The following is a 26731-nucleotide window of genomic DNA, read 5'->3' as shown; positions in this document are numbered from 1 at the left end:
GCCGCCCTTCCTCCTTGGCCCAGTAATACTCGCGGACTAGCTACATGCAGCGAGCGGTGGCGACCCAGAGGGTGACGGCGTCCACAGTGCTCTCGATGGAGACGGACTCAACGTCGAAGTCGAACTCTTCGGCCAGCATCGTGGTCTCAGACATGGTTAATCTCCTGACTTAGAAGGTGAATAGCAGGTGAATGAGCCGGTGCGCGTATGGGATTGCCGGCACGCCCATCGTCGACTCGCGGGAAACGTTCAACGAAATCCCGGCCGCAAAGCGGTCCCCCGAATCGAAGGAGTTCATCAGGCGAACTCTCGAACATGATCAACGTACACATGGTCTCGGCACGACACAAGCCCCATATGTCATCTCTTGACAGGTGTTGTGAGGTTATGAGCATGATTGCGCAGCATCGCCAGGGTGGCTCCTGCTGCGAGCCGCCCGCTGCTTGGCAGCCGGCTGCAGATTCGCACGCTCCTGCAGCTCGACAGAAGTGCACGCAGGAGGTGGAGTAGTGCCCCGTCAACGTGGTCGCGGTGCGTGAAGTCGGACCGGTTGACGACGGCGCACTCGGCATAGATGCCCCATCCGGACCGGGCGGTCTGTCACTGAAAGTGGCCGACCTGACACGCTCGCAACCGTCGACCTGCACAATCGAGGTTCTGCGGGCATGCCGCAACAGTCACGAAAGGAGGCCGTCATCGTCAGCGGCAACGAACTAGGGCAGCGGTTCTACCTGGCGCAGTTCAACATCGCATCGTCACGATGGCCCCTCGGCCATTCACAGATGACCGAGTTCACCGACCTGCTGGAACCGTTGAACCAGGTGGCGGAGGACGCGCCCGGATTCGTCTGGCGCCCCTACACTCTGGTGGATGGCGACATTGACTTCTGGCCTTATGGTCCCGACGTGGTCATCAACTACTCGGTCTGGGAATCTCTCGAACAATTGCGGGATTTCGTCTATCGCGGTCGGCATAGAGAAGTTTTCAAACGACGTGCGGAATGGTTTACCCAGCGCTCTGGGCATTGGTCGGCCCTGTGGTGGGTTAAGGCCGACAGCAAGCTTGGAACTGACGAATGCGTCAATCGGCTCGAACTGCTGAACCGAAACGGCCCCAGCCCGTGTGCCTTTACGTTCGCAAGAAGCTATCCCCGACCCTGCATATGCCATCCGAATTAATGGTCGGAAATCTGTGAGGCGGGCACTCGGATGACCAGTAGTTCCGCGCTCCATCGAGGCCTGGCCTGGGCCGCTGGCGAGCTTCGTTCACGCAACGTTAAATATTCTCATGCCCGGGTTCTTCCCTGGTCGGCCACGGCCCGCTTCACCGTCGGCTCGGACTCCTTCTGGATCAAGATCAGCCCGCTGTCCCAGAGCGCGGCCGAAGCGGCGATTCTCACCCGCGCGGCCACGCTGGGGTTACGATCGATGCCCAGGCTGATTGCGGCCTCGGAGGAACTCGGCGCCTGCGTTCTCGCTCATGTGGAGCAGACGGCGCAGCTGCGCGAGCACCACCAGGCTGAGGAGGCCGCCTCAGCGATTTCCGCCGACCTGGCGATGGCTGGAGCGGGCGCGCTCGCTGTTCCCGCCTTGTCCGTGGACACCTGCCTGGCAGGGATCTTGCGGGCATGCCGGGCAACCCCCTGGTGGCTCACTCCCCCAGTCGCCCGTGCCCTGGCCGAAACGATCAGCACCCGCCAAGACGACGTCACGGAGTTGGATCGGCGCCTGGACGGAACGCACACCGTTGTCCATGGAGATCTGCATCCGGGCAACGTGCTGCCGACCCGCGACGGCTTGGTCATCATCGACTGGGCAGATGCGGCGCTAGGCCATCAGCTCTGGGATCGGGCAACGTATCGCAGCGCAACCGGATATGAAGATCGCGCGGATGCCCTCAGCCCGCTCTACCCGGTTCTCTGCGCGCTCAAAGAGCTGTTCGACTATTCCCGCATGCCTGATCCCTGTCCGGGCGCTGGTTACTCCACCAACCTGCCCACCCTGGTTGCTTACGCCTCACGGCGCGCCTTGAGCCTTTTGCGGTCGCTGGCCGCCCAGCCGACTTGGAAGGAAGCCCTCTCATGACAGACGCCCCCGACGGGCACGTCGCCGTCTCGGATGCTCCGCACCCCGCAGGCCGGCAGGAGTGGTGGCGGCACGGGTACGGCCGATTCCTCACCGCGCACGGCCTTTCCGCGCTTGGCGATCGAGCCAGCATGATCATCGTGCCTTTCTGCCTGCTCGCCGTCGGGGTCTCGGCGGGCGGTGTGGCGGCCGTGCTTGGGGCCAGAGCGGTGGGCTATGCCCTGATGGTCCTGTACGGCGGCACGCTCGGCGACCGGCTGGACAGGCGGCACCTCATGATCGCCTCGGATCTGGTACGGTTCGGCACGCAGTCTGCCCTGGTGGTCTTGGTGCTGAGCAATGGCCAGGGCGTGGCGGTGTTCCTGGTGCTGCAGTTCGTCTACGGGCTCGCGGAGGGACTGTTCAGGCCCGCGGCTAGCGGGGTGATTCCCGCGCTCGTGCCCGACGCCCGACTGGAACGCGCCAATGGACTCTTGAGCGGCGTGGTGAACGGCGGCATGGTTCTCGGACCGGTACTTGGTGGGCTCTTCGTCCAGGCCGGACTCGCGGCCCTAGGTCTGGGGGTCGATGCGTTTACCTTCCTGCTGAGCGCGCTGCTGCTCAGAGGTCTGCCCGAAATGCCGCGCACCTCCAGGCCGCGACGCCGCTTCATCGCCGACCTTGTGGAGGGATGGCAGGTCATCGCCGCCCGAGGGTGGTTGCTGATGCTGATCGTCACCTCATCGTTGTTCCACCTCATCTCACTGTCCGCGGTGTTCAGCCTCGGCCCCGCGTGGGCGGATCAGGCTCTGGGCGGCGCGCAGGCGTGGGGAACCCTGGTGACCGCCTTCGGCGTCGGGGGCATCGTCGGCGGGTTCGCAGCCATCCGATTCGCTCCGACACGGCCTGGAGTGGTGTGCATCCTGCTCCTGACCGTGCTCTCAGCCCAGCCGCTGTTCCTGTCGTCCGGAGCGCCACTAGCGGTCATTGCGTTCTTGCAGTTGCTGGCCGGACTGTCGCTGAGCCTGTACGCCTCGACCTTCACCACGACGTACCAGCGCTTCACCCCTGACGACGCGGTCTCACGTGTGTCGGCTTTCGACTCGCTGGCCTCCACAGCACTGCTTCCCTTGGGGTATCTCCTGGTCGGCTGGCTAGCCGACCTGATGGGGATCGCTGCGGCCATGCGTGTGGTGGCAGCCGTCGGCATCCTCGTGTGCCTGGCCGGGCTGCTCAGTAAAAGCCTGCGCGCGCTGCGCCATGGCAGTGCCGCGGCCTCGGTCTGAGCGCGTCAGTTCCCACAACGTGGGTGACGGCGGACGGGATTGGGGGCGGCTCGTTCTCCGTGACTGGAGTGATCAAGCCACGAGAGCAAATCCGACCTGGTAGCCGGTCTGATGGACACGCTCGTGTTGCCGGACGACGTGGTATCTCCAGTACTCCTCCAGATGACCGTTGGCGATCAACGTATGCACATCCGCCTCTTGTGCGGTGCCAAAACTCGTCTATGGCATCTCGCCTGGCCTTCTATCCTCGGCACTCGTGTTTCTACGCCTGCTGTATCTGCTGATGGTCCAGCTGTTCGGCTGGTTTACGCTATTCTCGCGGGGCGACACCTCCAAGGACATGGAGATCTTGGTGCTACGTCATGAGGTCGCCGTCCTGCCTCGTCGGTCACGTCGTACATGACGACCACCGCGCGAGCCGCCCGATCGCGCAATGCCACCCAGATCACGCAACGCAGCCCGACGGCGACGATGACCAGGCCGAAGCGTCATGTCACCAGCCCCGCGACGAGCAGGGCGGCCAGGGCGAACGGCCAGTACGGCCAGCGTTTGGCAGCCTTCTGCAACTGTCGGACGACGTCGCTCGGCTGAGCCGGAACCAGGCTGACGACACCATGCATGACCACATCACGGTCGGGCGCGGTGGTGCGGTAAGAGATCACGCCGCGTCCCATGCGCACGACGTCGCGGCGAGGGCTCATCCCGGCCCGAAGGCCCGGGATTCCGGCCGAGACTCCCAGCCCGGCCTGGCTGAGCGTGAAGCGGAACGGTCCAGCCCTGAGCCTTGTACGCACATAGAAACCCACGATGAGGAATCCTTTCGACCCGGGCGCCCGTTACCGCGGCCGAAATCCGACCCGATAGCATTCTCGCACGCAGGGGACACAGCTGCGATCGACGACTGGCATACCGAGGTCCTGGAGATTGACCACCACGCCACCACCCGCGCCCGACTAAAGGGGATGCCAGCCCCGCGCGCCCTACGCTTGCCGGAACTTCCTGTGCGGTGCCAAAACTCGTCCATGGCATCTCGCCTGGCCTTCTATCCTCGGCACTCGTGTTTCTACGCCTGCTGTATCTGCTGATGGTCCGATTGTTCGGCTGGTTGACGCTTCTCACGCGGGGCGACACTTCCAAGGACGCAGAGATCTTGGTGCTACGCCATGAGGTCGCCGTCCTGCGTCGTCAGGTCTCCCGGCCACGACCAGACTGGGCCGCACGAGCGCTGCTGGCCGCGCTGGCGCGACTACTGCCCACGCGGCTTCGCCTCCATCGGATCGTGACGCCGGGCACCTTGCTGGCCTGGCACCGCCAGCTGGTCAGCCAACGCTCGACCTACCCGAACGCGACCGGGCGTCCGCCGATCCCGGATGAACTGCGTGATCTGGTGATCCAGCTGGCCAGAGAGAACCCACAATGGGGGCACCGGCGGATCCGGGGCGAACTGCTCGGCCTTGGCCATCAGATCGGGGAAGGCGCCATCCGCCGCATCCTCACCGCGGCTGGCCTCGGCCCAGCGCCACGCCAAATATCGCCAACCTGGCGACAGTTCCTCACCTCGCAAGCCTCCGGCATCCTGGCCTGCGACTTCCTGCACGTCGACACTGTCTTCCTCAAACGCCTGTATGTCCTGTTCGTCATGGAGATCGAGACACGCCGCATCCACCTGCTGGGCGTCACCTCCAACCCAACGGGCGCATGGACCACCCAGCAAGCCCGGAACCTGCTGATGGACCTGGGTGAACGCACCGGCGCCTTCAGGTTTCTCATCCGGGACCGTGACAGCAAGTTCTCCTACTTGTTCGATGAGGTGTTCGCCGCCGCTGGCGTGCGAGTCATCAAGACGCCCGTCCGGTCACCACGAGCGAACGCGTTCGCCGAACGATTCGTGGGAACGCTACGCCGCGAGTGCCTCGATCACCTGCTCATCCATGGTGAGCGGCACCTGCGCAAGGTCCTGACCGAGTACGAACCCCATTTCAACCATCATCGCCCGCATCAAGGCCGTTCCCTCCTCCCTCCCTTGCACGACCCCGGCCAGATGATCGACATGACCTCCCGGATCCAGCGTCGAAGGACCGTCACAGGACTGATCAACGAGTACCGCAGAGCAGCCTGATCGTCCTGAAAACGCCCAGCTCAGCAGCAGTATGCGCGTTTTGGCACCGCACATGCCCGCTGGGCGGCCAAGGGCAGCGAACTGCTGTGGAACGGCTACAAGGTGCACATCAGCGAAACCTGCCACCCCGCCGCCGACACCCGCAGCACCGACCCCGCCATGAGAGCGCCGAACCTGATCACGAACGTGGCCACCACCGACGCCACCGTGCCCGACACGGCGATGACCGAGGTCATTCACCAGCATCTGGCCCGCCGTGGGCTCCTGCCCGCAGAGCACTACCTGGATGCCGGTTACTCCTCCGCCGAACTGATCGCCCAAGCCCGTGAGCTGCATCAGATGGCGCTTATCACCCCGTTGCGCAGCGACAACTCCGTCCAGGCCCGCACCCGCAACGGCTACGACCGCACCGCCTTCACCATCGACTGGGAACGTCGGCAGGTCACCTGCCCGCAAGGACAGACCAGCACCTCCTGGACACCCTGCCGGCAGAAGGAGCAGCCGATGATCGTGGCCGCCTTCCCGCTCAGCACCTGCCGCCCCTGCCCGGTGCGGGCCTTATGCACCAGTGCCCAGCGCAGCGGCCGCCATCTCACCCTGCATCCCCGAGCGATCCAGGAATCCCTCGACGCCGCCCGCGCCGAACAAACCACGCCCGCCTGGCACGACCGATACGCCCTCCGGTGCGGCATTGAAGCGACCATCCACCAAGCCGTCACCGTCACCGGCCTGCGCCGCGCCCGATACCGCGGCATCAAGAAGGTCCGTCTCGAACACATCGTCTGCGCCATTGCGGTCAATCTGATCCGCCTGGACGCCTGGTGGAACGGCCACCCCCTGGAACGGAAACGGACCAGCCACCTGGCCCAACTTGAACCGACCCTGACCGCCTGAAACGAGTTAACCAGCAGAGTCGCACACGGCTGGAAATCGCCGCCAGCATCAATATGCGCGGGCAGCCATTCGTCTACTGTCGGTAAGATCGACGGCGAAGTCAAGCCCCCGGTGAAGGTGATTACGTCCAGCGACCGCTTGGGCGACGGAATGTACCGGCGCAGATTCGGGCGAGACAAAAGCGAGCGGGGTTTGCTTGTGTATCCAAAGACTGGCTGATACGTTGCGACTAGATCGAGAGTTGTGGCCGGGAAAGGGGTCCCGGTCCTCGTCCTCATCTAACGGGGAGAGTTCTTGTTTTTGTAAGCCTAAGTCGGCGGTCGGGCGTGTCACGTTTCAGGTAACTCGTCAAGTGTTCCTGGCGTTCGGCTCGACATTGCCGCAAGCAGAGGGCTAGCGCTTCGATTCGACTGCTGATCGTCGCCTGCCAGAGCGCGATTTTTCGGCCTCGATAGCGCTGTGAACTGCCGTGATTCCATGGATGCTCGATGGCCGCGAGTCCGTGGCGCCATGCTTCGCCGCTCCTTCTCAATCAGTAAAGCGGTGCTCGCGTAATACACGTAGCACTTTCTTTCGCGTGCCGTCAGATCAACTCTTGAAGCCGTGCCTGATTGCCTCGGAAAGTGAGCAATGGACGAAAAATACCTGGTAGTCGTCAACCACGAAGAGCAGTACTCCATTTGGAAATCTGGCTGGCCCTTGCCCGCCGGATGGCGAGGCGAGGGGTTCTCCGGCACGAAGGAGGATTGCCTCGGCCACATCGCCGAGGTGTGGGTGGACATGCGCCCCCTAAGCCTCCGGACAAGCGCCTCATGAAGGCTTCGCCGGCAGAGTCGTGCCTGCATCAGCTCATCGAGGAACAGGCCGTTCGCACGCCGGACGCCATCGCGCTCACCATCGCCGGATCGAATGTCTCCTATCGCGAATTGGTGCGGCGCGCCGACCATCTGGCCCACGAACTCCACCGCCGCGGGGCCGGCCCGGAAACGCTTGTCGGCCTGCCCGCCGACCGTTCGGCCGACACCCTGATCGCGATGCTCGGCGTCCTGAAGGCAGGAGCCGCCTACGTCCCCTTCGCGGCAAATCTGCCCGCGGAACGGATCCGGCGGATCACGTCCGACGCCGGCATCGGCATCTTCGCTGGTTCGGCCCAGGCGCTTGAAGGCGTCCCGTCCGAGACCCTGGTGCCGGTGACCGAGCGGACCGCCGAGGCGCCGCCGCCCTCCGGCATCACCCCGGACCACACGGCCTACGTCATCTACACCTCTGGTTCGACCGGCATGCCCAAGGGCGTCGTTACCCCGCACCGGCAGATCGTCAGCTCGACGCGGGCCCGGTTCACCGTCTTCCCGATGCCGTGCGCCTCCTACGTCATGCTCGCGCCGTTCACCTTCGACGCCGCCGCGGCCGGCGTGTACGTCACCCTCAGCACGGGCGGGCGTCTGGTCGTGCCGACCGACGAGGAGATCCTCGATCCGGCGCTTCTGGCCAAGCTCGTCATCGACGAATGCGCCACGCACGTCGACGGCGTCCCCACCCAGTACGCAACGCTTCTCACCTTTCATCCCGAGGCGTTGCGTGACGTCCACTGCACCGTGCTCGCGGGCGAGGCGCTGCCCGTGCCGCTGGCCCGGCGGCATTTCGCTGTCGCGCCCGGCGCCGCGCTGTTCAACGAGTACGGCCCCACCGAGGGCACCGTATGGAGCACGGTGCACCGGTGCGCCCCCCACGACGACGGCGACACTATGCCCATCGGCCGGCCGATCGACGGCGTACGCGTGCGCCTGCTCGACGAGAACCTTGACGAAGCGCCGCCGGGCACGATCGGCGAGATTCACATCGCCGGAGCCGGAGTGGCCCGGGGATATCTCGGCAGACCCGCCCTGACCGCCGATCGCTTCCTGCCGGACCCGTACGCGCGGAACCCCGGCGAGCGCATGTACCGCACCGGCGACCTGGGCAGGCTAAACAAGCGCGGCGACCTGGTCTTCTGCGGCCGGGCCGACGACCAGGTCAAGGTGCGCGGCTTTCGCGTCGAGCCGGGCGAGGTCGAGTCGCGGCTGCTGGCCCACCCCATGGTCGCCGCTGCGGCCGTCGTCGCCTACAACAGCGAGACGGGCACCCGGCTCGCCGGGTTCGTCGTCCCCGCCGACGACGGACCGCCCTCTGGCGGCGAGCTGACGTCCTTTCTGGCCGCATCGCTGCCTGACTACATGATCCCCGGCCGTTGGGATGTTCTCCGCGGACTGCCGCTTACGCCCCATGGCAAGGTCGACCGCCGGGCCCTCGCGGCCTCGGTGCGCGCGGCCGCGCCGAACCCTCCATGAAAAACCGCCGACGAAACCACCAGCGAAGCCGATGATGCGAAGGGTCTTGACGCCGTTGATCTCGTACGAAGGTCCCAGCCAGCCCATGGATGTCGCGGACAGCCTGACCCGGCACGAGTGGGCCGGCTTGATGAACAGGCACAATCTCGCCGACGGGCACGCCAGGCAAGCTCAGACCGCGAAGATGTCACACCTGCTGACCCGACTGCCTGAGCTGTACGAACTGTCGGAATCGACGCCCCAGCTGGCGGTGCAGCGCCGCTTCGAGGAGGCGTTCTACCGCCGGGCCGGGCAGCCCAGCGTGGCCGCGCGGAAGGTGGCCCCGCTGCACCACTACTCCTCGTCACTATCGATCGAGATCGTCGCCAACTACCTGCGCGAGCAGGGCCTCCAGGTCGGTTTGCTCGACCCGACGTTCGACAATATCCCGGCGATCTTACGCCGGCATGGCGTCCCGCTCCGGCCGGTCGGCGAGGACATCTTCGCCGACCCCGCGGACCCCTCCTTCTACGCCGGCCACGATGCAATCTTCCTGATCACTCCCAACAACCCCACGGGCATCGACCCCTCACCGGACGTGCTCAGGACCATCGCGAAGCAGTGCCGCGACCGCGATCTGCTGCTGATCGTCGACTTCAGCTTCCGCTTCTTCAGCGAGCACCTGGCGACCTGGGACCAGTATGCCTTCTTCGAGTCCATCGGCGTGCGCTACATCGGCATCGAGGACACCGGCAAGACCTGGCCGACGCTGGACCTGAAGATCGGTTCGTTGGTGGCGGACGCCAGGCCGCACGCGCGCCTGCAGGAGATCACCGACGACCTGCTGCTCAACGTCTCCCCCTTCATCTTCACGCTGATCAGCGAGTACGTCGACGCCGACAAGGAGTCGAGCTCCCGGCACGTGGCCCGCGCCAACCGCGCGCACCTGGAGCGCCTCATGGAGGGCGGCCCGGTGACGGTCACGCCGGCCGAGGGCCCGATGAGCGTGGCCTGGTTGCGGCTTCCCGGCGGCTGGCAGGCCGGCGAGCTGTGTGACTGGCTGATCGGCCAGGGCATCTCCGTGCTGCCCGGCTCGCCCTTCCACTGGTCGGACGGCTCTCGCGGAGAGGGTCACGTCCGGATCGCGCTGATGCGGCCGGAGCCGGTCTTCGAGGAGGGGGCCAAAGCGCTGGCCGCCGCGTTCGACCAGTACCAGCGGCTCCAGGAGGGCGTGGCCGTCCAGCCGGCCGACGTTGGCGCGGTGGTGCTGAGGGCGGCGGCCGAACTGCTCGACAGACCGGACGCCACGCTCGCCGACGACTTCTTCGCCTTGGGCGGCGACTCCATGAGCGCGATGCACCTCGTGGGCCGCGTCGCCCAGGAGACCGGCGTGCCTCAGCGGGTCAGGACCTTGTTCGAGGGTCCGGTCCTCGGCGACTTCGCCGCCCGGGTCGCCGAGGCCTGTGAGCGTCACACGGGCGGCGACGCCGAGGAGATCACCGACCCCCTGGCTCTCCTGCGTCGCTCCTTCGGCGCCCAGCAGGCCGCCGGCCAGGAGGCATGACAGGTGCGGTTCTCGGTTGACGACGACACTCGAGCGCTGCTCTCCGAGGTCGACGGCGTGCTGGCCAGCGCGGGCGACGTCGGCTCGCGGGAGCTGTTCGGGCTGCTCGGCGCACGGCGCCTGGTCGCCGCACACTATCCGCGGGAGTACGGCGGACGCGGCCTGACCCTGGCCCACCACGTGTCCGTCTCCGAGCGTCTCGGCCTCGCCGGGCTGCCCGACGAGGTGCACCTCGTGACGGTGCAGGGCGTGGGCTGCTCGCTGCTCGTCTCGGGCCAGGAGAGCCAGCGCCGCCGGTGGCTGCCGGAAATCGCCGCCGGGCGCGCCTTCGCCAGCCTGCTCCTCACCGAGGCGGGTGCGGGAAGCGACCTGACCGCCATCGAGAGCCGGGCCGAGGCGGACGGCGACGGCTACCGGGTGACGGGACAGAAGACCTGGAACCTGTACGCGGACTGGTCCTCCTTCGGCATCTGCTCGGTCCGCACGCGCAGGGGCGAGGACCGCTACGACGGGATCAGCTTCTTGCTCATCCCCTTCGACGCGCCCGGGGTCTCAGTAGAACCGGTCCCCCGGCTGCTCGGCGAGCCCTACTTCACCGTCACCTTCGACGGCGTACGCGTCGGTCAGGACGCGCTCATCGGCCCGGAGCACCGAGGGTGGCCGCTGTTGATCCAGGCCATCGGCTTCGAGCGGGCCGGGTTCGACTACCTCAGCAGGGCGCGGCGCTGGCTGCGCACCGCCGAGGAGGTGGTGTCGGACGTCCGGGGCCCGGACCGGCTGAACCTGCGCGCCGAGTTGCTGCGTCACGAGCGTGCCGTGGCCAACGCTCGCGCGCTGGCCTTCCGCGCGGCCGGGCAGGCCCAGAGGTTCGAGATGGACGAGGTGGCCTCGGCGTACTCGAAGTACGCGTGCGGTGAGGCCGCCCAGCGGCTGGCCCGCTGGATGGGCCTGGAGCTCGGCGCCGCCGTTCGGGAGCGGGGCGCGGAGCGCCGGGCGGAGGCGCTGCGCCGCGCCCTCGCCGAGGCCCCGGAGTTGTCGATCTCCGGCGGCGCCCGCGAGCTACAGCTCGACCTGATTGCCATGGACCAGAACGCCGGGACGGGATGATGGACGTCACCCTCAGTGATGCTCAGCGCGTGCTGAGCCGCTTCATCGGCAACACGGTCGCCGGTGCGACGGCGGCCGACCCGCACGACGTTTGGAAGAGGCTCTCCGCCGCGGGCTTCGACGAGTTCGTCCGGTCCGTGGACGCGGGCGGGCTCGGGCTCGGCCCGCTGGAATTCTGTCTCGTCTTCGAGGAACTCGGCGCGCGGCTGTGCGACCCCCATCACGTCCGCGGCGCGCTGCTTGCCGCCGGGCTCCGAGACGACGGGCGGCCGGGGGAGGCGTCGGAGGTGTTCAGGACGCCGCAGCCCGCGACCGAGCCGGGGACGCCCCTGCCCGTCCTCGTGCCCTCGCCGGGTTTCGAGCTCGGCACGAGCACGGACGAGGTCGCCCGCGCCTTCGACCGGGATCGCCTGATGGTGGCGGCCTACCTCGCGGGCGTCGCCCGCCGGGCCCTCGGCCTCGCCCGGGCGCGGGGGGCGGACCGGCTGCTCGGTGGGCGGCCGCTGCTGGAGCGACAGTCGGTCGCCCACAACGTGGCCAGGGCCGCGGTGACGGCCGAGACCGCCCGGTTGGAGGTGTGGGAGGCGGCCGACCGCGGCGAGGCGTACCTCGTCCTCACGGCGCTTGCGTCGGCGCTGGAGGCGGCGGTCGCCAACGCCCACCTCGCGGTCCAGCTGCACGGAGCGGCCGGCACCTCGTGCCCCCAGGTCATCGACGTTTACGGCACCGCGTACGCCGCCGCCGCGACTTGGGGACCGCCCTCGTCCTTATGGCGCGAGGCTGCACGCCGACGTTATCCAGAGGAAGGGACCGCTTGATGAACGGTCAGACGTGGAAGGTCATCCGCGCCGGCGCCGGACGAACACGGATCAGGGTCTTGCGGGCGGGTGCCGGCGCCGGACCCTATCTGTGGCCGTCGGTGGGCGAGTATCCCGTGTACGACGACTACCTCTACCACGCGATGCTGGAGGACGAGGCGCGCAACCGACTCTTCCGGGACGCGATCGCCCGTGAAGCCGCCCGGAAGACCGTCGTTGAGCTGGGCTGCGGGCCCGACTTGCTGTGGAGCGGCTTCGCGGCGGAGTCGGGAGCGGCCCGCGTCTACGCGGTCGAGAGCGACCCGGACAGCGCCCGCAGGGCGGCCGAAGCGGCCGACTCCCAGCCGTACGACATCCAGGTGTTGGCGGGCGAGGCCTCCTCGGTCACCCTGCCCGAACGGGCGGACCTGTGCGTCGCCGAGCTGGTGGGCAACATCGGCGGCGCCGAGGGCATGGCGGCCGTCATGGCCGACGCCCGCTCCAGGCACCTGAAGCCGGGCGGCCGCGTCATCCCCTCCTACGTGAGCACCCGGGTAGCGGCGATCTCCCTGACCGACCTGCTGGACGGCCGGTTCTCCGTGCGCTCGGAGTACTGCGACTACGTCGAAGACGTGCTGCGCGCCGCCGGATGCTTGTTCGACCTGCGGTTCTGCGTGGGGGGTCTGGGCCGGGACGCGCTGCGGACGACGGACGCCGTGATCGAGGAGCTCCGCTTCGACGAGGGCGCCACCACCTTCCCCCGGGCGCGGCTGGAGGTACTCTCCCCTGGCCGGGTCGACGGCCTGCTGCTGTGGCTCGGCATGCGCTGCGCCGACGGGCAGCCGCTGCTGGACAGCCTCGACACGGTGACGAACTGGCTGCCCGTCTACGTGCCCTTCGCCAGCGGCGACCCGATCGAGGTGGAGGCTGGCGACGTCATCGAGGTCGAGTGCCTCACCAAGCCCGCGCTGGACGGTGTGCATCCGGACTACTGGTTCACCGGCGAGCTGTCGCGGGCGGGCCGCGCGGTGCGGCCGCTGAGCGCTGAGTCGCGGTACGCGGGCGGCCCGTTCCGCGCCTCCTTCCTACACCAGGCCCTGTTCGAGGCCCCTCCCGTCGCCAACCCGAAGGAGGCGTGACGTGCCGATCGCCCCATCTCCCGCCGACGAGGTGCTCGACGTCGCCGGATGCGGATTCGGCCCGGCGAACCTCGCCCTCGCGATCGCCCTGGAGGAACATGGCCTACGGGCCGCCCGACAGCGCTTCTTCGAGCGGCAGGACACGCTGGGCTGGCACCGCGGGATGCTGCTGGAGGGCGCGACGTTGCAGGTCTCCTTCCTCAAGGACCTCGTCACGATGCGCAACCCGACCAGCGGCTACAGCTTCGTGGCGTACCTGCACGCGGTGGGTCGGCTGCCGGATTTCATCAACGGCAAGACGTTGTACCCGCTCCGAATGGAGTACCACGACTACCTGATGTGGGCCGCCGAGCGGCTCAGGGCGCCGGTGGCGTACGGGGTCGAGGTCACGGCGATCCGGCCGGTGGTCGTGGACGGCCTCGTGGAGTACCTAGACGTCACGGCCCGGACGGCTGGCGGGGTGTCCGCGCACCGGGCGCGGAACGTGGTCATCGGCACGGGACTTACTCCGTACCTGCCGCAGGGGGTGCGCGAGTCCCGGCGGATCCTGCACAGCGAGCGGCTGCTCGACCACACTCCCGCGATCGAGGCGGGCCGGCCGCGCAGACTCGTGGTGGTCGGCGCGGGCCAGAGCGCCGCCGAGGCCGTCGAGCACCTGCACCAGCGGTTCCCCGGCGCCGAGGTGTGCGCGGTCTTCTCCCGGTACGGCTACAGCGCCGCCGACGACACGCCCTTCACCAACCGCATCTTCGACCCCGAGGCTGTGGACACCATCTACGGCGCGCCGGAGGAGGTGCGCGAGTCGTTGTTGTCCTACCACCGCAACACGAACTACTCCGTCGTCGACGGCGATCTCGCGCGTGACCTGCACCGGCGCTTCTACCAGGAGAAGGTCCTGGGCCGCAGCCGGCTGCGCATCCTCAACGCGGCCCGCGTCACGCACGCCGACGAGCACGAGGGCGGCGTCCGGCTGTCGGTGGAACACCTCGCCACGACCGAGACCGAGATCCTGGACGCGGACGCCGTCGTCTACGCCACCGGTTACCGCCCGGCGGACGTAACGCCCCTGTTGGGCGAGCTCATCGCCGACTGCAAGTGGGACGCGCATGGCAGGCCGCGGCTGGAGCGCGACTACCGGCTGGTGACCTCCGACACCGTGCGCTGCGGCATCTACCTGCATGGGGCGGGAGCCGAGCACACGCACGGCATCGGAGCTGGCCTGCTGTCCAACACGGCGATCCGCGCGGGCGAGATCGCCAGGTCCCTCATCGGCCGGCTGACCTGACCCGGAGGCGTGACATGTTTGTACCGAAGATCTACCGAGACGACGAAGGCACGCGGACCCGCGCCCTCCTGCGCGGCTACCCGCTCGCGACCCTCATGACCGCTGGGCCCCGGTTCCCGCAGGCGACGCATGTGCCGATCATCATGGCGCCGGGCTCGCCAGCTGACGGCGAACTGGCCGGGACCACGCTGCTTGGGCACATGAACCGGGCCAACCCCCACTGGCGATGGCTGGAGGACGGGGTCCCCGCCAAGCTGGTGTTCACCGGCCCGCACGGCTACGTGAGCCCCACCGCGTACCGGACCACCCCGGCCGCGCCCACCTGGAACTTCCTGACCGTGCACGTCGAGGGGACGCTGCGGCCCGTCTATGACATCGAGTGCACCCTGGAGATCGTCCGCCAGACCGCGCACGCCTATGAGCGCGAGTTCGGCGCGGGCTGGGACCCGGAGTTCTCGCTGGACTACTTCCGCTCCATCGTCAAGGGCGTCGGCGCCTTCGCGGTCGAGATCGAGCGCGTGGATACCATGTTCAAGCTGAGCCAGGAGAAGAGCCCGGAGGTCCAGGACCAGGTGATCGCCTGGTTCGATGCGGCCGAGTCCGGCACCGGTCGGGACCTGGGTAGGGCCATGCGGACCTTCGGCGCGGGCACCAGGGCCGCCGGTCACCGGTGGCTGTCGTTGTGGGGTGGCCCGGCCGGTCCTCCCTGCCTGCTGGAGTCCGTCACCGAGAGCGCCGTCCGGCGGCCCGGCGCGATCGCCGTCGTGGACGAGCGCCGCGAACTCACCTACGCCGCGCTGCTGGCCTGGGCCGGGGACATCGCGGCGCTGCTGGCCTCCCACGACGTCGGCGAAGGCGACCGGGTCGCGGTCGCAGGCGACCGCAGCAGCAAGGTGGTCGCCGCCATGCTCGCCGTCGTGAGCCTGGGGGCCACCTACATCCCGCTGGACAACGAGTATCCGCGGCGCCGCTTGGAGCACATGCTGAAGGACAGTGCGCCCAAGGTCCTGCTGCACGCCGGGCCGGTGCCGGAACTCGACACGACGGCGGCCGTGGTGCCCGTCGCTGAGCCGGGACCTGCGCCCATGGCGGACGGGCTGGGGCGCTGGAGCCCCGTCCCATGTCAGGCGGACCTGCCCGTCTACGTCATCTACACCTCCGGTTCGACGGGCTGGCCGAAGGGCGTGGCGATCCAGCACAGATGTCTAGACAACATGGTGGAGTGGCAGCGGTCGCACTCGGTGCGCCCAGACCTGAGGACCGCCCAGTTCGCGCCCTTGAACTTCGACGTGTGCTTCCAGGAGATCCTCGGCACGCTGGCGGGCGGCGGGACGTTGTGCGTCGTACCCGAGCGGATGCGCTCGGACTCCTTCGAGCTGCTTGACTGGCTGGTGGCCCAGCACGTCGAGCGGCTGTTCCTGCCGTATCTCGCGCTGCACATGCTGGCGGTGGCGGCGACCGCAGGCAGCCCGCAGGCCGGTCTCGCGCTGGTGGAGATCAATACCGCCGGTGAGCAGATCGTGTGCTCGCCGCCGATCCGCGAGTTCTTCGCCCGGTTCGCGTCGTGCCGACTGAACAACCACTACGGGCAGAGCGAGTCGGCCATGGTCACCGCGCACACCCTCTCGGGCCCGAGCTCGGACTGGCCCGCGCAGCCGCCGATCGGCGTGCCGCTGCCGGGGTGTGAAGTCCTCGTGGACCCCGTCGACCCCGCCGAGCCGGAAGTGGGCGAGCTGCTCGTCGCCGGCCTGCCGGTCTCGCTCGGGTACCTGAACCAGCCCGACCTCAACGCCCGGCGGTACGTCGACATCGACCGCACGCCGCAGGGGCATATCAGGGCCTTCCGGACAGGGGACCTCGTCCGGCTCGACGGCGGCGTCATCCAGTTTCTGAACCGGGTCGACAACGACGTCAAGATCCGCGGCGTCCGGGTGAACCTGATGGAGGTCGACGCGGCGCTGCTGGAGCAACCCGGGGTGGCCGAGGCCATGTGCGTGGTGGTCGAGGGCGAAGACGGCACCCGCCGGCTGCATGCTGCTCTCACGGGAGTGGCCGGTATGCCGCCGCCCGACCGCGGCGCCCTGACGGCCACACTGCGTGAGGTGTTGCCCGCGGTGTCGGTCCCGCTCTCGCTGCACGTGCTGCCCGCCCTGCCGGTGGGCGCGAGCGGGAAGATCGACCGCGCCGCGGTGACCAGGAAGATCACCCAGCGTCTCAAGCAGCGCCCGGGCCACGGGGGTCACCTTGGCTGAGCTCACCTCCCCCGTCACCTTCGGCCAGCAGGGCCTGTGGTTCATCGAGGAGTTCGACGGCGGAACGGGCGCCTACAACGACGGCGAGGCGTTCCGGCTCGCGGGCCCGCTCGACATCCCCGCCTTGGTACGAGCGATCGACGCCCTCGTCGTCCGGCACGCCGCCCTGCGCACCCGCTTCGCCACCGTGGACGGCCTCCCCCGGCAGGTCGTGGACGAGCGGTGGACGGGACGGGTCGTGACCACCGCCCCAACCGAGCCGGTCGGTCCCGCCGGCCGTGACGGGGCCGCCGCGGCCTTCGCCCAGGGGGTGCTCGCCCGCCGGTTCGACTTGGTGGGCGGGCCGCTGTTCCGGGTCGAGGTCATGAGCTTCGACGCGGCGGACCATGTGCTGGTGCTCGCGATGCACCACATCATCGGCGACGGCGCGTCCATCTCGATCCTGCTGCGGGAACTGGCCGGGTGCTACGAGGCGGCCCTGACCGGGCGTGCGGCCACGCTGCCCGCGCTGCCCGTTAACTACACGGACTACGCGGTGTGGCAGCGCGAGGTCCAGCACGGCGAGGAGCTCGGGCGGCAACTGGCCTACTGGCTCGACCAGGTCGCCGAGGCGCCACACATGCTGCCCGCGCTGCGCGGGACGCGTTCGGGGCGGGAGCCGAGCGCGGGCGTGGCGGAGTTCCGGCTCGACGCGACGGTGACTGCCGCCGTACGGGAGCTGTCGCGCTCGTGCGGAGCCACCGTCTTCATGACCCTGCTCGCGGTCTACGAGAGTCTGCTGTCCAGAGTCACGGGTGCCGCCGACCTGCTCGTCGGCGCACCCGTGCTCGGTCGTACGCTCCGGGAGGTCGAGGGGGTCGTCGGCCTGTTCGCCAACACCCTTGCCCTGCGGGCCGACCTGCGCGACGACCCAACGTTCCGCGACCTGCTCGCGCGGGCGCGCCTGGTGGCCCTCGGCGGGTACGCCCACCAGGACCTGCCCTTCGACCGGCTGGTCGAGCACCTCAACCCGGTCCGGGTGAGCGGGGTGCCGCCCCTGATCCAGGTCATCTTCCAGCTCTTCGACCAGCCCTTCGCGCCCCGGCTCGAGCTGTCCGGCCTGCGGGCGACGCCGCTGGACACGCTGGGTCGTGAGCTGCCCTTCGCCCTCGCGTTGGACTGCTTCCAGGACGGCGACACGCTCCACGGGCGGCTGTACGTCGACCGGGCGGTATTCGGGGAGCGCTTCGCCGAGGACTTCGCCGCCGCCTTCACAGCGCTGGTCGGGCAGATCCTGGCGGACCCGGAGCAGCGGGTGTCGCGGCTGCGCGTGCCGGCGGACCTGGTCATGGCGGCCGGGCCCGACACAGCCGGCGACACGGGGGAAGGGCGCTTCGCGCCGCCCAGGCCCGGGGTGGAGCAGATCGTTGCCGAGGCGATGGCCGATGTGCTCGGCCTGGATGGGATCGGCAGGAACGACGACTTCTTCGCGCTCGGGGGGCACTCCCTGCCCGCGGTCAAGCTGATCTCCCGCGTCCGGGAGCTGTTCGGGACGGCCGTGTCGGTGCGGAGCCTGTTCGAGAACCCGACCGTGGCCGCGTTCGCGGCGATGCTGGCTGCCGAGACCCGGCCGGCGTCGGCGGAGATCGCCCGGCTCGCCGACGACGGTCCGGCCGCCATGTCGTTCGCGCAGCAACGTATGTGGTTCATCCAGGAGCTGGATCCCAGCAACACTGCCTATCACCTGGGCGAGGCGTTCCGGCTGTCCGGGCCGCTCTCCCTCGACGCGCTGACCGCGGCGGTGGACCGGCTGGCCGCCAGGCACGAGGCGTTGCGCACCTGCTTCTCCGTACGGGACGGACGGCCCCTCCAGACGGTCGACGCCCACTGGCGAGGCCGGGTCGGCGTGACCCGGGCAGCCGACGACGGGGCCGACCGGGCGCGGGCCGCGCGGTCGTTCGCTCGCGAGGTCGTGGGCCGGGAGTTCGACCTGGTGGGCGGGCCCCTGTTCCGCGCCGAGGTGCTGCGCTTCGACGACGCCGACCATGTGCTGGTGCTAGCGATGCACCACATCGTCGCCGACGGTTGGTCGCTGGAGGTCCTCCTCGGCGAGCTCGCCCTACTGTACCGGGGCGTCGAGCCTGGGGGTCCCGCGCTGCGCTACCGCGACTTCGCGGCCTGGCAGCGGGAGGTGTTCCGCGATGAGATCCGCAGACGGCAGCTCGACTACTGGCTCGACCACGTGGACGGAGCCCCGCTGGTGCTGGACGTGCTGCGGCCGAGGGCGCAGGACGACGGCGTGGGCGTGGAGGGCGCCGTCGAGTTCGAGCTGTCCGCCGACGTCGTGGCGGGGCTGCGGGCGCTGTCGCGGGAATCGGGCGGCACCCTGTTCATGACCCTGCTCGCCGTCTTCGGGACGCTTGTCTCCCGCGTCACCGGGGAGCGTGACCTGCTGGTCGGGGTGCCGTCCACCTGGCGTGGCGTGCCCGAGCTCGAACGCGTCGTCGGGTTCTTCGTGAACATGATGGCGATCCGGGCCGACCTGCGCGGCGACCCGACGTTCTCCGGCCTGCTCGCCCGGGTCCGCGAGGCGGTGCTGGGCGGCTTCACCCACCAGGAGCTCCCCTTCGAGGACCTGGTGGAGGCGCTCAACCCGGAGCGGACCATCGGCCTGCCGCCGGTGGTGCAGGTGGCGTTCCAGGTGTTCGAGACCGATGTGGCCAGCGATCTCGAACTTGGCCTGGCACGGGGGACGCCGATCAGCGACATTCGTGAAGGACTGCACGCCGATCTCCCGCTAGCCATGGACCTCTACCGCCACGGCGACGGACTGCAGGGCCTACTGACCTACAACCGCTCGATCCTGTCGGCCGAGGAGGCCGAGCAGATGGTCGCGACGTTCCGCAACATCGTCCACGAGGTGTTGCGGGACCCGGATCGGCCGGTCGGCGAGCTGCCGCTGCTATCAGGACCGGCGGCCGGGACCGTGCTCGGCCTCGGAGTCGGCCCCAAGACGGGCGGCGGCGGGGCGTCGCTGGCTGAGGAGTTCGAGCGCACGGTGGCCGCCTCCCCCAGCGCCGTCGCCGTGACGGACAGCGAGGGGAGCTGGACCTTCGCCGAGCTGGGGCGCGCGGTGGACGCTGTCTCCCACGCCCTGGCCGGGGCCGGGGACTTCGTCGCGGTCGCCGGCGCCCGTTCCAAGAACATGGTCGCGGCGCTGCTCGGGGTGCTGAAGTCCGGCGCCGCCGTGGTGCCGCTGGACCTGTCCCATCCCGTCGAGCGGATCCGCGCGATGGTGGCGAGCACCGGCGCGGGCGTGCTGCTCTGCGACGAGGCTGGCGCGCGGGCGCTGACGGCGCTCGGCCTCCGGCACATACCGATCGAGCAGGCCGTCCGCGCCACGAGTGACCGGCCGCGGCGCCCGGTCGGACCGTCCGACGTGGCCGTCGTCATGTTCACCTCGGGCTCCACCGGCGGCCCCAAGGGCGTGCTGCTGGAGCACGGCGCGCTGACCAACTTGCTCAGCGCGCACCGGCGCGCCCACTTCGGGGACTCGGGCGTCCGCAGGGTGGCACTGACCGCGTCCATCGCTTTCGACGCCGCGTGGGACCAGTTGTTGTGGCTGGTCGGAGGGCACGAACTGCACGTTGCGGACGAGGAGACCCGGCGCGACACGGACAAGCTGCTACGGTTCGTCCGCGAGCGCAGGATCGACGTCCTCGACGTCCCCCAGGCGCAGCTCGGCCACCTGCTCGACCTCGGCCTGCTCCGCGGCGACCATCGTCCGGGCACGCTGATCATGGGCGGCGAGGCGGTGCCGCCACCGCTCTGGCGACGCCTCGCCGCCGAACCGGACGTGCGGGCGTGGAACTTCTACGGCCCCACCGAGTGCACCATCGACGCTCTGACCTGGCGGGTCCACGACAGCGCCCGGCCCCTGATCGGCCTGCCGCTGGACAACACGGGCGTGCGCATTCTCGACGACGCCGGCAACCTTCTCCCGCCCGGCTTCGCCGGCGAGATCTTCCTCGCTGGCGCACACCTGGCGCGCGGCTACCTGAACCTGCCTGCGCTGACAGCCGAGCGGTTCGTGCCCGACCCGTTCGGCACCGAGCCGGGCATGCGCATGTACCGCACCGGCGACCTGGGACGCCTCACCCCGGGCGGAGCGGTGGAGTTCCTCGGGCGCGTGGATGAGCAGGTGAAGATCCGCGGCCAGCGGGTGGAGCCGGCCGAGATCGAGTCGGTTCTCACCGCGTGTCCCGAGGTTGCCGAAGCCGTGGTGGCGGCCCGCAGGTCCGCGACCGGCGACGACGAGCTGGTTGCCTATGTCCTGCCGAGGGCGGGCGACCGGCTCACCCCCGGCGCGCTGCGTTCCATGGCCGCGGACCGGCTGCCCGAGTACATGCTGCCCAGAATCGTCATCACGACCTCCATCCCCAGGCTGGTCAGCGGGAAGATCGACCTCCGCGCGCTGCACGCCGCTGACCCGGCGGGCGCGTCCGCGACAGACGGCTTCGCGGCGCCGCGCACGAGCGCCGAGCACGCGATTGCCACCGTCATGGCGGGGGTGCTCGGCCTCGAGAGGGTCGGTCGCACCGACGACTTCTTCCAGCTCGGCGGGCATTCCCTCAGCGCCGGGAAGATCGTGGCCCGAGTGCGCGAGCTGTTCGGCGTGGCGGTGTCGATCCGGTCCCTGTTCGAGAACCCGACGCTGGAGCGGTTCGCCGCCACCGTGAGCGAGGCGGCGAGCCTGACGCCGCGGCCGATCCGGCGCGCCCAGACCGGCGGCCGCTACCCCATGTCGTCCGCGCAGCAGCAGTTGTGGCTGATCCACCAGCTCGACCCGGAGTCCACCGCCTACAACATGGGTGAGGTGTTCCGGTTGCGTGGCCCGCTCGACCTGGCCGCGCTGACCGGGGCCGTCGAGGAGCTCGTCGATCGGCACGAGATCCTCAGGAGCCGCTTCACGGTGATGGACGGCAAGCCCGTGCAGGTCGTTGACGCGGATCGGCGGGCGACCGTCGAGGTGCGCGACGGCTCCGGCCGGGCCGAGACACTGGCCGAGATCAGCGTACGGGCCATGTCCCGGCTCTACGACCTGGCGACGGGACCGCTCTTCCGCGTCGAGGTCGTCAGGCTGAGCGAGCACGATCACGTGTTGTGCCTGCTGATGCATCACATCGTCGCCGACGGCTGGTCGGTCGAGGTCCTGCTCGGCGAACTCTCCCTCGCCTACCGGGCTCGCGTCACCGGGGTCGCGGCGCCGCCGGAACCGCTTCCGGTGCAGTACGGCGACTTCGCTGTCTGGCAGCTCGAACAGCTCGGCGACGCCACGCGGGACCGCCAGCAGCGCTACTGGCTCGACCACGTCTCCGGCGCGCCCACCATGCTGGACTTCCCGCTGGCTGGCGGCCCGGCGACTGGCGACGGATCCGTCACTGTGGAGTTCACGCTGTCGGCCGAGGTGACCGCCGGCCTGCGCGAGTTGGCCCGGGACGTGGGCGGCACCCTGTTCATGACCCTGCTGGCCCTGTTCGAGTGCCTGATCGCCCGCCTCAGCGGGAAGCGGGACTTCCTGGTCGGCGTGCCGGTGGCCGGCCGGACGAGACCGGAGCTCGAAGGGCTGGTCGGGTTCTTCGTGAACCTGCTGGCGCTGCGCGCGGACCTGCGCGACGATCCGCCCTTCGAAGACCTGCTGAGCAGGGTGCGTGACGTCGTCCTGGGCGGCTTCGCGAACCAGGACCTGCCGTTCGAGCACCTGGTCACGGCGGTGAACCCGAGGCGGGTGGCGGACCGGTCGCCGCTGGTGCAGGTTGCCTTCCAGCTCTTCGAGGAGCCCGTCGACGGCGCCTTCGCCCTTCAGGGGTTGGAGGTGACCGCGCTCGACTCCAGCACCGAGGCCACCCGGTTCGACCTCAGCCTCGACCTGTTCCTGGACGGCGACGGCCTGCGGGGCTGGATCTCCTGCGCGGAGTCGGCGCTGACCGCCGCGCAGGCGCGGCTCCTCGCCGGCTGGTTCGTGGAGCTGGCGGAGACAGCCGTACGCGATCCGCTGTGCCCGGTGTCCAAGCTGTCCACGGAACCGTTGGAAGGTGGGCGATGACCCCCGCGACTCCAGCCCAGAAACGGTTCTGGCTGCTGCACGACATGGCTGGCCACCCCGGCTCGTGGACGGTCTCGCTGGCCTTCACCCTGCGCGGCGAGGTGGACGTCGAGCGGCTGCGCGCGGCGATCGCCGGGATATCGCTCAGGCACGAGCCGTTGCGGACCGTGTTCGAGCACCGTGACGGCACGTTGTGGCAGCGGGTCCTCGACGACGGCTGCGACCTCGACCACGCCGACGTGCGCGCGGCACGGCCGGGCGAGGAACTGGTGGAGGCGCTGCTCCGGCACAACGAGCGGCGGCATTTCGACCTGCGCAGCGGGCGGCCGATGTCGGCCAGGCTGGTGCGGCTGGCCGACCGCCGCTGGTTGTTCCTGCTGGCTGTGCACCACATCGCGATCGACGCCTGGTCGCTGGGCGTCGTGCTGCGGGAGCTAGGCGACCTGTACTCCGGCGGGCGGGACGTCCCCGGGCCTCGGCAGTACCGCGAGGTGATGGCGGAGGAGTCGGCCTGGCAGGCGAGTCCCGCCGCCGACGCGGAACTCGCCCATTGGACCGACCGCCTCTCCGGCGCACCGCATGTGATGCCGCTGCCAGGAGCACCCCCGCGCCCGCTCCAGCGGGCCTACGCCGTCGGCGAGGTGCCTTTGCCGATCACTGCCGAACTGGCCGAGGCACTGGACGCCGCGGCCACCCGGATGCGGGCCACCAGGTTCATGATCCTCACGGCGGCGGTGGCCGGGCTGTGGCGGCGGTCCACTGGCGCCGGCGACGTGCTGATCGGCACGCCCGCGGGACGGCGGCTCAACTGGCGTGAGGAGGACGTGGTCGGCCCGATGCTCAACACCGTGCTCCTGAGACTGCGGGTCCCGGAGGCGGCGACCTTCGCGTCCCTCGTTGAGGATGCCAGGGACGTCACCCTGTCGGCGCTAGAGCACGACCGCCTGCCGTTCGACAGGGTGGTGTCCGCGATCGGGCCCGCCCGCGACGGCTCCCACGCCCCGCTGTGCCAGGTGATGCTGATCACCCAGGACCGGGCCGGCGACCTGTTCCACCTCGACGGCGTCGAGGTGGAACAGGTCGCGCGGCCCGCTCAGCGGACGTCCGACCTCGACCTCACCTTCGTGGTGAGCCCGGCGCCCGGCGGCCGGACGGGCACCCTGGAGTACGCCGCCGACCTGTACTCAAGGGAAGAGGCCGAGCGGCTCGCCGAGGCGTTCTCGGCGGTGCTCGCCGAGGGGCTGGCCCGTCCGGACGCGCCCTTGGACGGCCGCCGCGCCGAGGACGGCGTCCAGCTCCTGGACAGGGGGGAGGGCCTGCGCACCGACGGGCCGCCGGGCACGACCGCGGATATGTTCGAACGCCAGGTCCGCGCGGATCCCGACGCCCCGGCGGTCTGCGACGACCGGGTCACCCTGTCGTACGGCGAGCTGAACGCCCACGCCAACCGGCTCGCCCACCACCTCATCGACTGCGGCGTCGGCCCGGAGGACCTGGTCGCCGTGGCCCTGCCGAGAAGCGTCGCGCTGCCCGCCGCGCTGCTCGCGGTGCTGAAGGCGGGCGCCGCGTACGTGCCGCTCGACCTCGAGTACCCGCGGGACCGGCTGGCCACCATCATCGGGGACGCCCGCCCGTCGGCCGTGCTGAGCGTGCGGCGCATGCGCGACCGCCTGCCTCCGGACGTGCCGATCCTGTGCCTGGACGACGACGAGACGGCGCGCCGCATCGGTGCCCGCCCCGCCCACGACCCGCGCGCGGAGGAGCGCCGCCGACCGCTGACACCGGACACGGCCGCCTACGCGATCTACACCTCCGGTTCCACGGGGGCACCGAAGGGTGTCGTCATGCCCGTCCGCGGCCTGGTGAACCTGCTCACCTGGCACCGGCGGGCCATGCCCGGCGGAGCGGGCAGCCGCACCGCGCAACTGACCGCCATCGGGTTCGACTTCTCCGTGCAGGAGATCCTCGCTCCCCTGGTGATGGGCGGAACGTTGCTCATCCCGGAAGACCACATGCGGGCCGACCTCGACGCCCTCGCCCGGTGGATCGAACACCACGGGGTGACCGAGATCTACGGGGCGACCTCGTTCATCGACGCCCTGCTGGAGTCCGCCGCGTCGCAGGGGCTCGGGCTGGACAGCGTCGCCGCGGTGCTCCAGGGCGGGGAAGCGTTCATGCTCGGGCGGCGGATCAGGGCGTTCTTCCTGGCCCGCGCGGACCGCAGGGCCTATAACGTGTATGGCCCGGCCGAGACGCACGCCGTCACCGTCGGCGCACTCCCCGGCGATCCCGGCGCCTGGCCGGGCAGCGCGCCGCTCGGCGCGGTGCTCGACAACGTGCGGCTCTACGTCCTGGACGACCGGCTGGAGCCGGTGACCACCGGGGTCGTGGGCGAGTTGTACGTCGCGGGCGCCGGGGTGGCACGCGGTTACCTGCGGCGTCCGGGGCTGACCGCGCAACGTTTCCTGCCCGACCCGTTCGGCCCCCCGGGCGGCCGCATGTACCGGACCGGCGACCTGGTGCGGTGGCAGCCGGACGGCGAACTGGAGTTCGTCGGCCGGGCCGACGAACAGGTGAAGGTCCGGGGCTTCCGGGTGGAGCCCGCCGAGGTGGAGGAGACGCTCGCCCAGTGCCCCGGCGTGCGGCAGGCCGTGGTGGTCGCCGGAGCAGACCCGGGCGGCGGCCGCCGGCTGATCGCGCACGTCGTGCCCATGAACGGGGCCGAACTCGACATGCTGGAGATCCGGGAGTTCGCCGCGCGACGGCTGCCCGGCTACATGGTGCCCGCCGGGATCTCCGTGCTGCGGTCGCTGCCGCTCACCGTGAATGGCAAGGTGGACCGCCGGGCGCTACCCACGTCCTCCGTCGCGGTGACGGTGACGCGGCCCCCGCGAGATCCTTGGGAGCGGCTTCTGTGCGGGCTGTTCGCCGAGTCGCTGGGGCTGCCCCTGGTGGGCGTCGACGACGACTTCATCGAGCTCGGCGGCCACTCGCTGCTGGCGACCCGGCTCGTCGGGCGGATCCGGGCGGTGGTCGGCGGCGACCTCGGCGTGCGCGCCCTGTTCGACGCCCCCACCGTCGCCCGCCTGGCGCCGGTGCTCGCCGCCGTCGCCTCGGCCGATCTCGCGCTCGGGCCGCTCCTCGCCCTGCGCGCGCAGGGCACCGGGGACCCGCTGTTCGCCGTCCATCCCGAGGCGGGCACGGCTTGGTGCTACGCGGCGCTGGCCGGCACCCTGGACCGCTCGGTTCCCCTGTACGGCGTGCAGGCCCGCGGGCTGCGCGGACGGGAGCCGGTCGCCCAGGACATGGCGGAGCTGGCCGGGGACTGCGCGGACCAGATCAGGGGTGTGCAGCCGGATGGCCCGTACCGGCTGCTGGGCGGCGCCTCGGGTGCCCTGATCGCGCACGCGACCGCCGTCGAACTGCGGCGCCGCAGTTGCGAGGTGTCGCTGCTGGCCGTGACGAACGCCCGCGCCGGCGTGAGCGACGAGATCGACGGCTTCGGTGGGACCGGCGAGGGCGGCGAACTTGTCGAGATCGGCGCGGCCGGCGGATTCGGCGGGTTCGGGCGAGAGGTCGCGGAGGCGGTCGCGCGGGTGCGCCGGAACAACCACCGCATCCTGCTCGATCACCACGCCAGCCGGTTTGACGGCGACATCGTGCTCTTTACCGCGCAGGACGACGACGGACGATCGGCTGCGCGCTGGGGTCCGCGCGCGGGCGGCACCGTACAAGTGCGCCGCGTCGGCGGGCCAGCCGCGGAGGGCGCCCGGCCGGAGTTGCTCAGCGACGTCGGCTCCGCGCTCAACGCACTGCTGTGACCCTCACGCTTCC

Annotated in this window: 16 protein-coding genes; 15 read left to right on the top strand and 1 reads right to left on the bottom strand. The window is 69.8% G+C overall.

All coding sequences use genetic code 11. The annotated features are described in order from the left end of the window. The first annotated feature begins 665 nt into the window (after positions 1 to 665). From AB0J46_RS42040 to AB0J46_RS42030, 3 genes are read left to right on the top strand one after another with little or no spacing between them, the layout of a single operon-like run. Positions 666 to 1178: a DUF3291 domain-containing protein gene (locus AB0J46_RS42040; protein ID WP_364340575.1), complete on the top strand. Its 513-nt coding sequence runs from the start codon at positions 666 to 668 to the stop codon at positions 1176 to 1178. 30 nt (positions 1179 to 1208) lie between these two features. Beyond that, positions 1209 to 2084: a phosphotransferase gene (locus AB0J46_RS42035; RefSeq protein WP_364340572.1), complete on the top strand. Its 876-nt coding sequence runs from the start codon at positions 1209 to 1211 to the stop codon at positions 2082 to 2084. After that, entirely contained in the window at positions 2081 to 3349 is a 1269-nt protein-coding gene (locus AB0J46_RS42030) for an MFS transporter (protein ID WP_364340570.1), read from the top strand. Before AB0J46_RS42035 ends, AB0J46_RS42030 begins: the two co-directional genes overlap by 4 nt. 488 nt (positions 3350 to 3837) lie before the next feature. Here the strand turns inward: AB0J46_RS42030 and AB0J46_RS42025 are convergent, their stop codons facing one another. Next, a complete protein-coding gene (locus tag AB0J46_RS42025; RefSeq protein ID WP_364340568.1) occupies positions 3838 to 4155 on the bottom strand; it encodes a DUF4236 domain-containing protein in 318 nt (105 codons plus the stop codon). A 251-nt stretch (positions 4156 to 4406) separates the two neighbouring features. Here AB0J46_RS42025 and AB0J46_RS42020 point away from each other — a divergent pair, with 251 nt between their 5' ends. From AB0J46_RS42020 to AB0J46_RS41965, 12 genes are all read left to right on the top strand, one after another. Then, positions 4407 to 5468 carry an integrase core domain-containing protein gene (locus AB0J46_RS42020; RefSeq protein WP_364340566.1) on the top strand — a complete coding sequence of 354 codons (1062 nt, stop codon included), beginning with the start codon at positions 4407 to 4409 and terminating at the stop codon, positions 5466 to 5468. 102 nt (positions 5469 to 5570) lie between these two features. After that, positions 5571 to 6362 (top strand): transposase, encoded by a 792-nt coding sequence (locus AB0J46_RS42015; protein WP_364340564.1) that lies wholly within the window; start codon positions 5571 to 5573, stop codon positions 6360 to 6362. Between the two features lie 630 nt (positions 6363 to 6992). Beyond that, a complete protein-coding gene (locus tag AB0J46_RS42010; RefSeq protein WP_364340562.1) occupies positions 6993 to 7178 on the top strand; it encodes an MbtH family NRPS accessory protein in 186 nt (61 codons plus the stop codon). Continuing rightward, the gene (locus AB0J46_RS42005; protein ID WP_364340560.1) at positions 7175 to 8689 is read left to right on the top strand and encodes an amino acid adenylation domain-containing protein; all 1515 of its coding nucleotides are present in this window, start codon (positions 7175 to 7177) and stop codon (positions 8687 to 8689) included. Before AB0J46_RS42010 ends, AB0J46_RS42005 begins: the two co-directional genes overlap by 4 nt. Before the next feature lie 85 nt (positions 8690 to 8774). Then, positions 8775 to 10232: an aminotransferase class I/II-fold pyridoxal phosphate-dependent enzyme gene (locus tag AB0J46_RS42000; RefSeq protein WP_364340559.1), complete on the top strand. Its 1458-nt coding sequence runs from the start codon at positions 8775 to 8777 to the stop codon at positions 10230 to 10232. Positions 10233 to 10235: 3 nt separating this feature from the next. Then, entirely contained in the window at positions 10236 to 11339 is a 1104-nt protein-coding gene (locus AB0J46_RS41995) for an acyl-CoA dehydrogenase family protein (RefSeq protein WP_364340557.1), read from the top strand. Between the two features lie 29 nt (positions 11340 to 11368). After that, positions 11369 to 12157, top strand: coding sequence for an acyl-CoA dehydrogenase family protein (locus AB0J46_RS41990; RefSeq protein WP_364340555.1), 789 nt, complete (start codon positions 11369 to 11371; stop codon positions 12155 to 12157). Continuing rightward, positions 12157 to 13275, top strand: a complete 1119-nt coding sequence (locus tag AB0J46_RS41985) for a class I SAM-dependent methyltransferase (protein ID WP_364340553.1) — start codon at positions 12157 to 12159, stop codon at positions 13273 to 13275. The genes AB0J46_RS41990 and AB0J46_RS41985 overlap by 1 nt, the downstream gene beginning before the upstream one ends. 1 nt (position 13276) lies before the next feature. After that, positions 13277 to 14560, top strand: a complete 1284-nt coding sequence (locus AB0J46_RS41980; protein WP_364340551.1) for a SidA/IucD/PvdA family monooxygenase — start codon at positions 13277 to 13279, stop codon at positions 14558 to 14560. Between the two features lie 14 nt (positions 14561 to 14574). After that, positions 14575 to 16812 carry an AMP-binding protein gene (locus AB0J46_RS41975; RefSeq protein ID WP_364340548.1) on the top strand — a complete coding sequence of 746 codons (2238 nt, stop codon included), beginning with the start codon at positions 14575 to 14577 and terminating at the stop codon, positions 16810 to 16812. After that, the gene (locus tag AB0J46_RS41970; RefSeq protein WP_364340546.1) at positions 16805 to 22897 is read left to right on the top strand and encodes an amino acid adenylation domain-containing protein; all 6093 of its coding nucleotides are present in this window, start codon (positions 16805 to 16807) and stop codon (positions 22895 to 22897) included. Before AB0J46_RS41975 ends, AB0J46_RS41970 begins: the two co-directional genes overlap by 8 nt. Then, positions 22894 to 26718 (top strand): amino acid adenylation domain-containing protein, encoded by a 3825-nt coding sequence (locus tag AB0J46_RS41965; protein ID WP_364340543.1) that lies wholly within the window; start codon positions 22894 to 22896, stop codon positions 26716 to 26718. The genes AB0J46_RS41970 and AB0J46_RS41965 overlap by 4 nt, the downstream gene beginning before the upstream one ends. The last annotated feature ends 13 nt before the right edge of the window (positions 26719 to 26731 follow it).

This window comes from Nonomuraea sp. NPDC049758 (assembly GCF_040674635.1).
Taxonomy (GTDB): Bacteria; Actinomycetota; Actinomycetes; order Streptosporangiales; family Streptosporangiaceae; genus Nonomuraea.
Note: the sequence above shows the minus strand (reverse complement) of the source record. Positions and strands in the feature narration are given on the sequence as shown.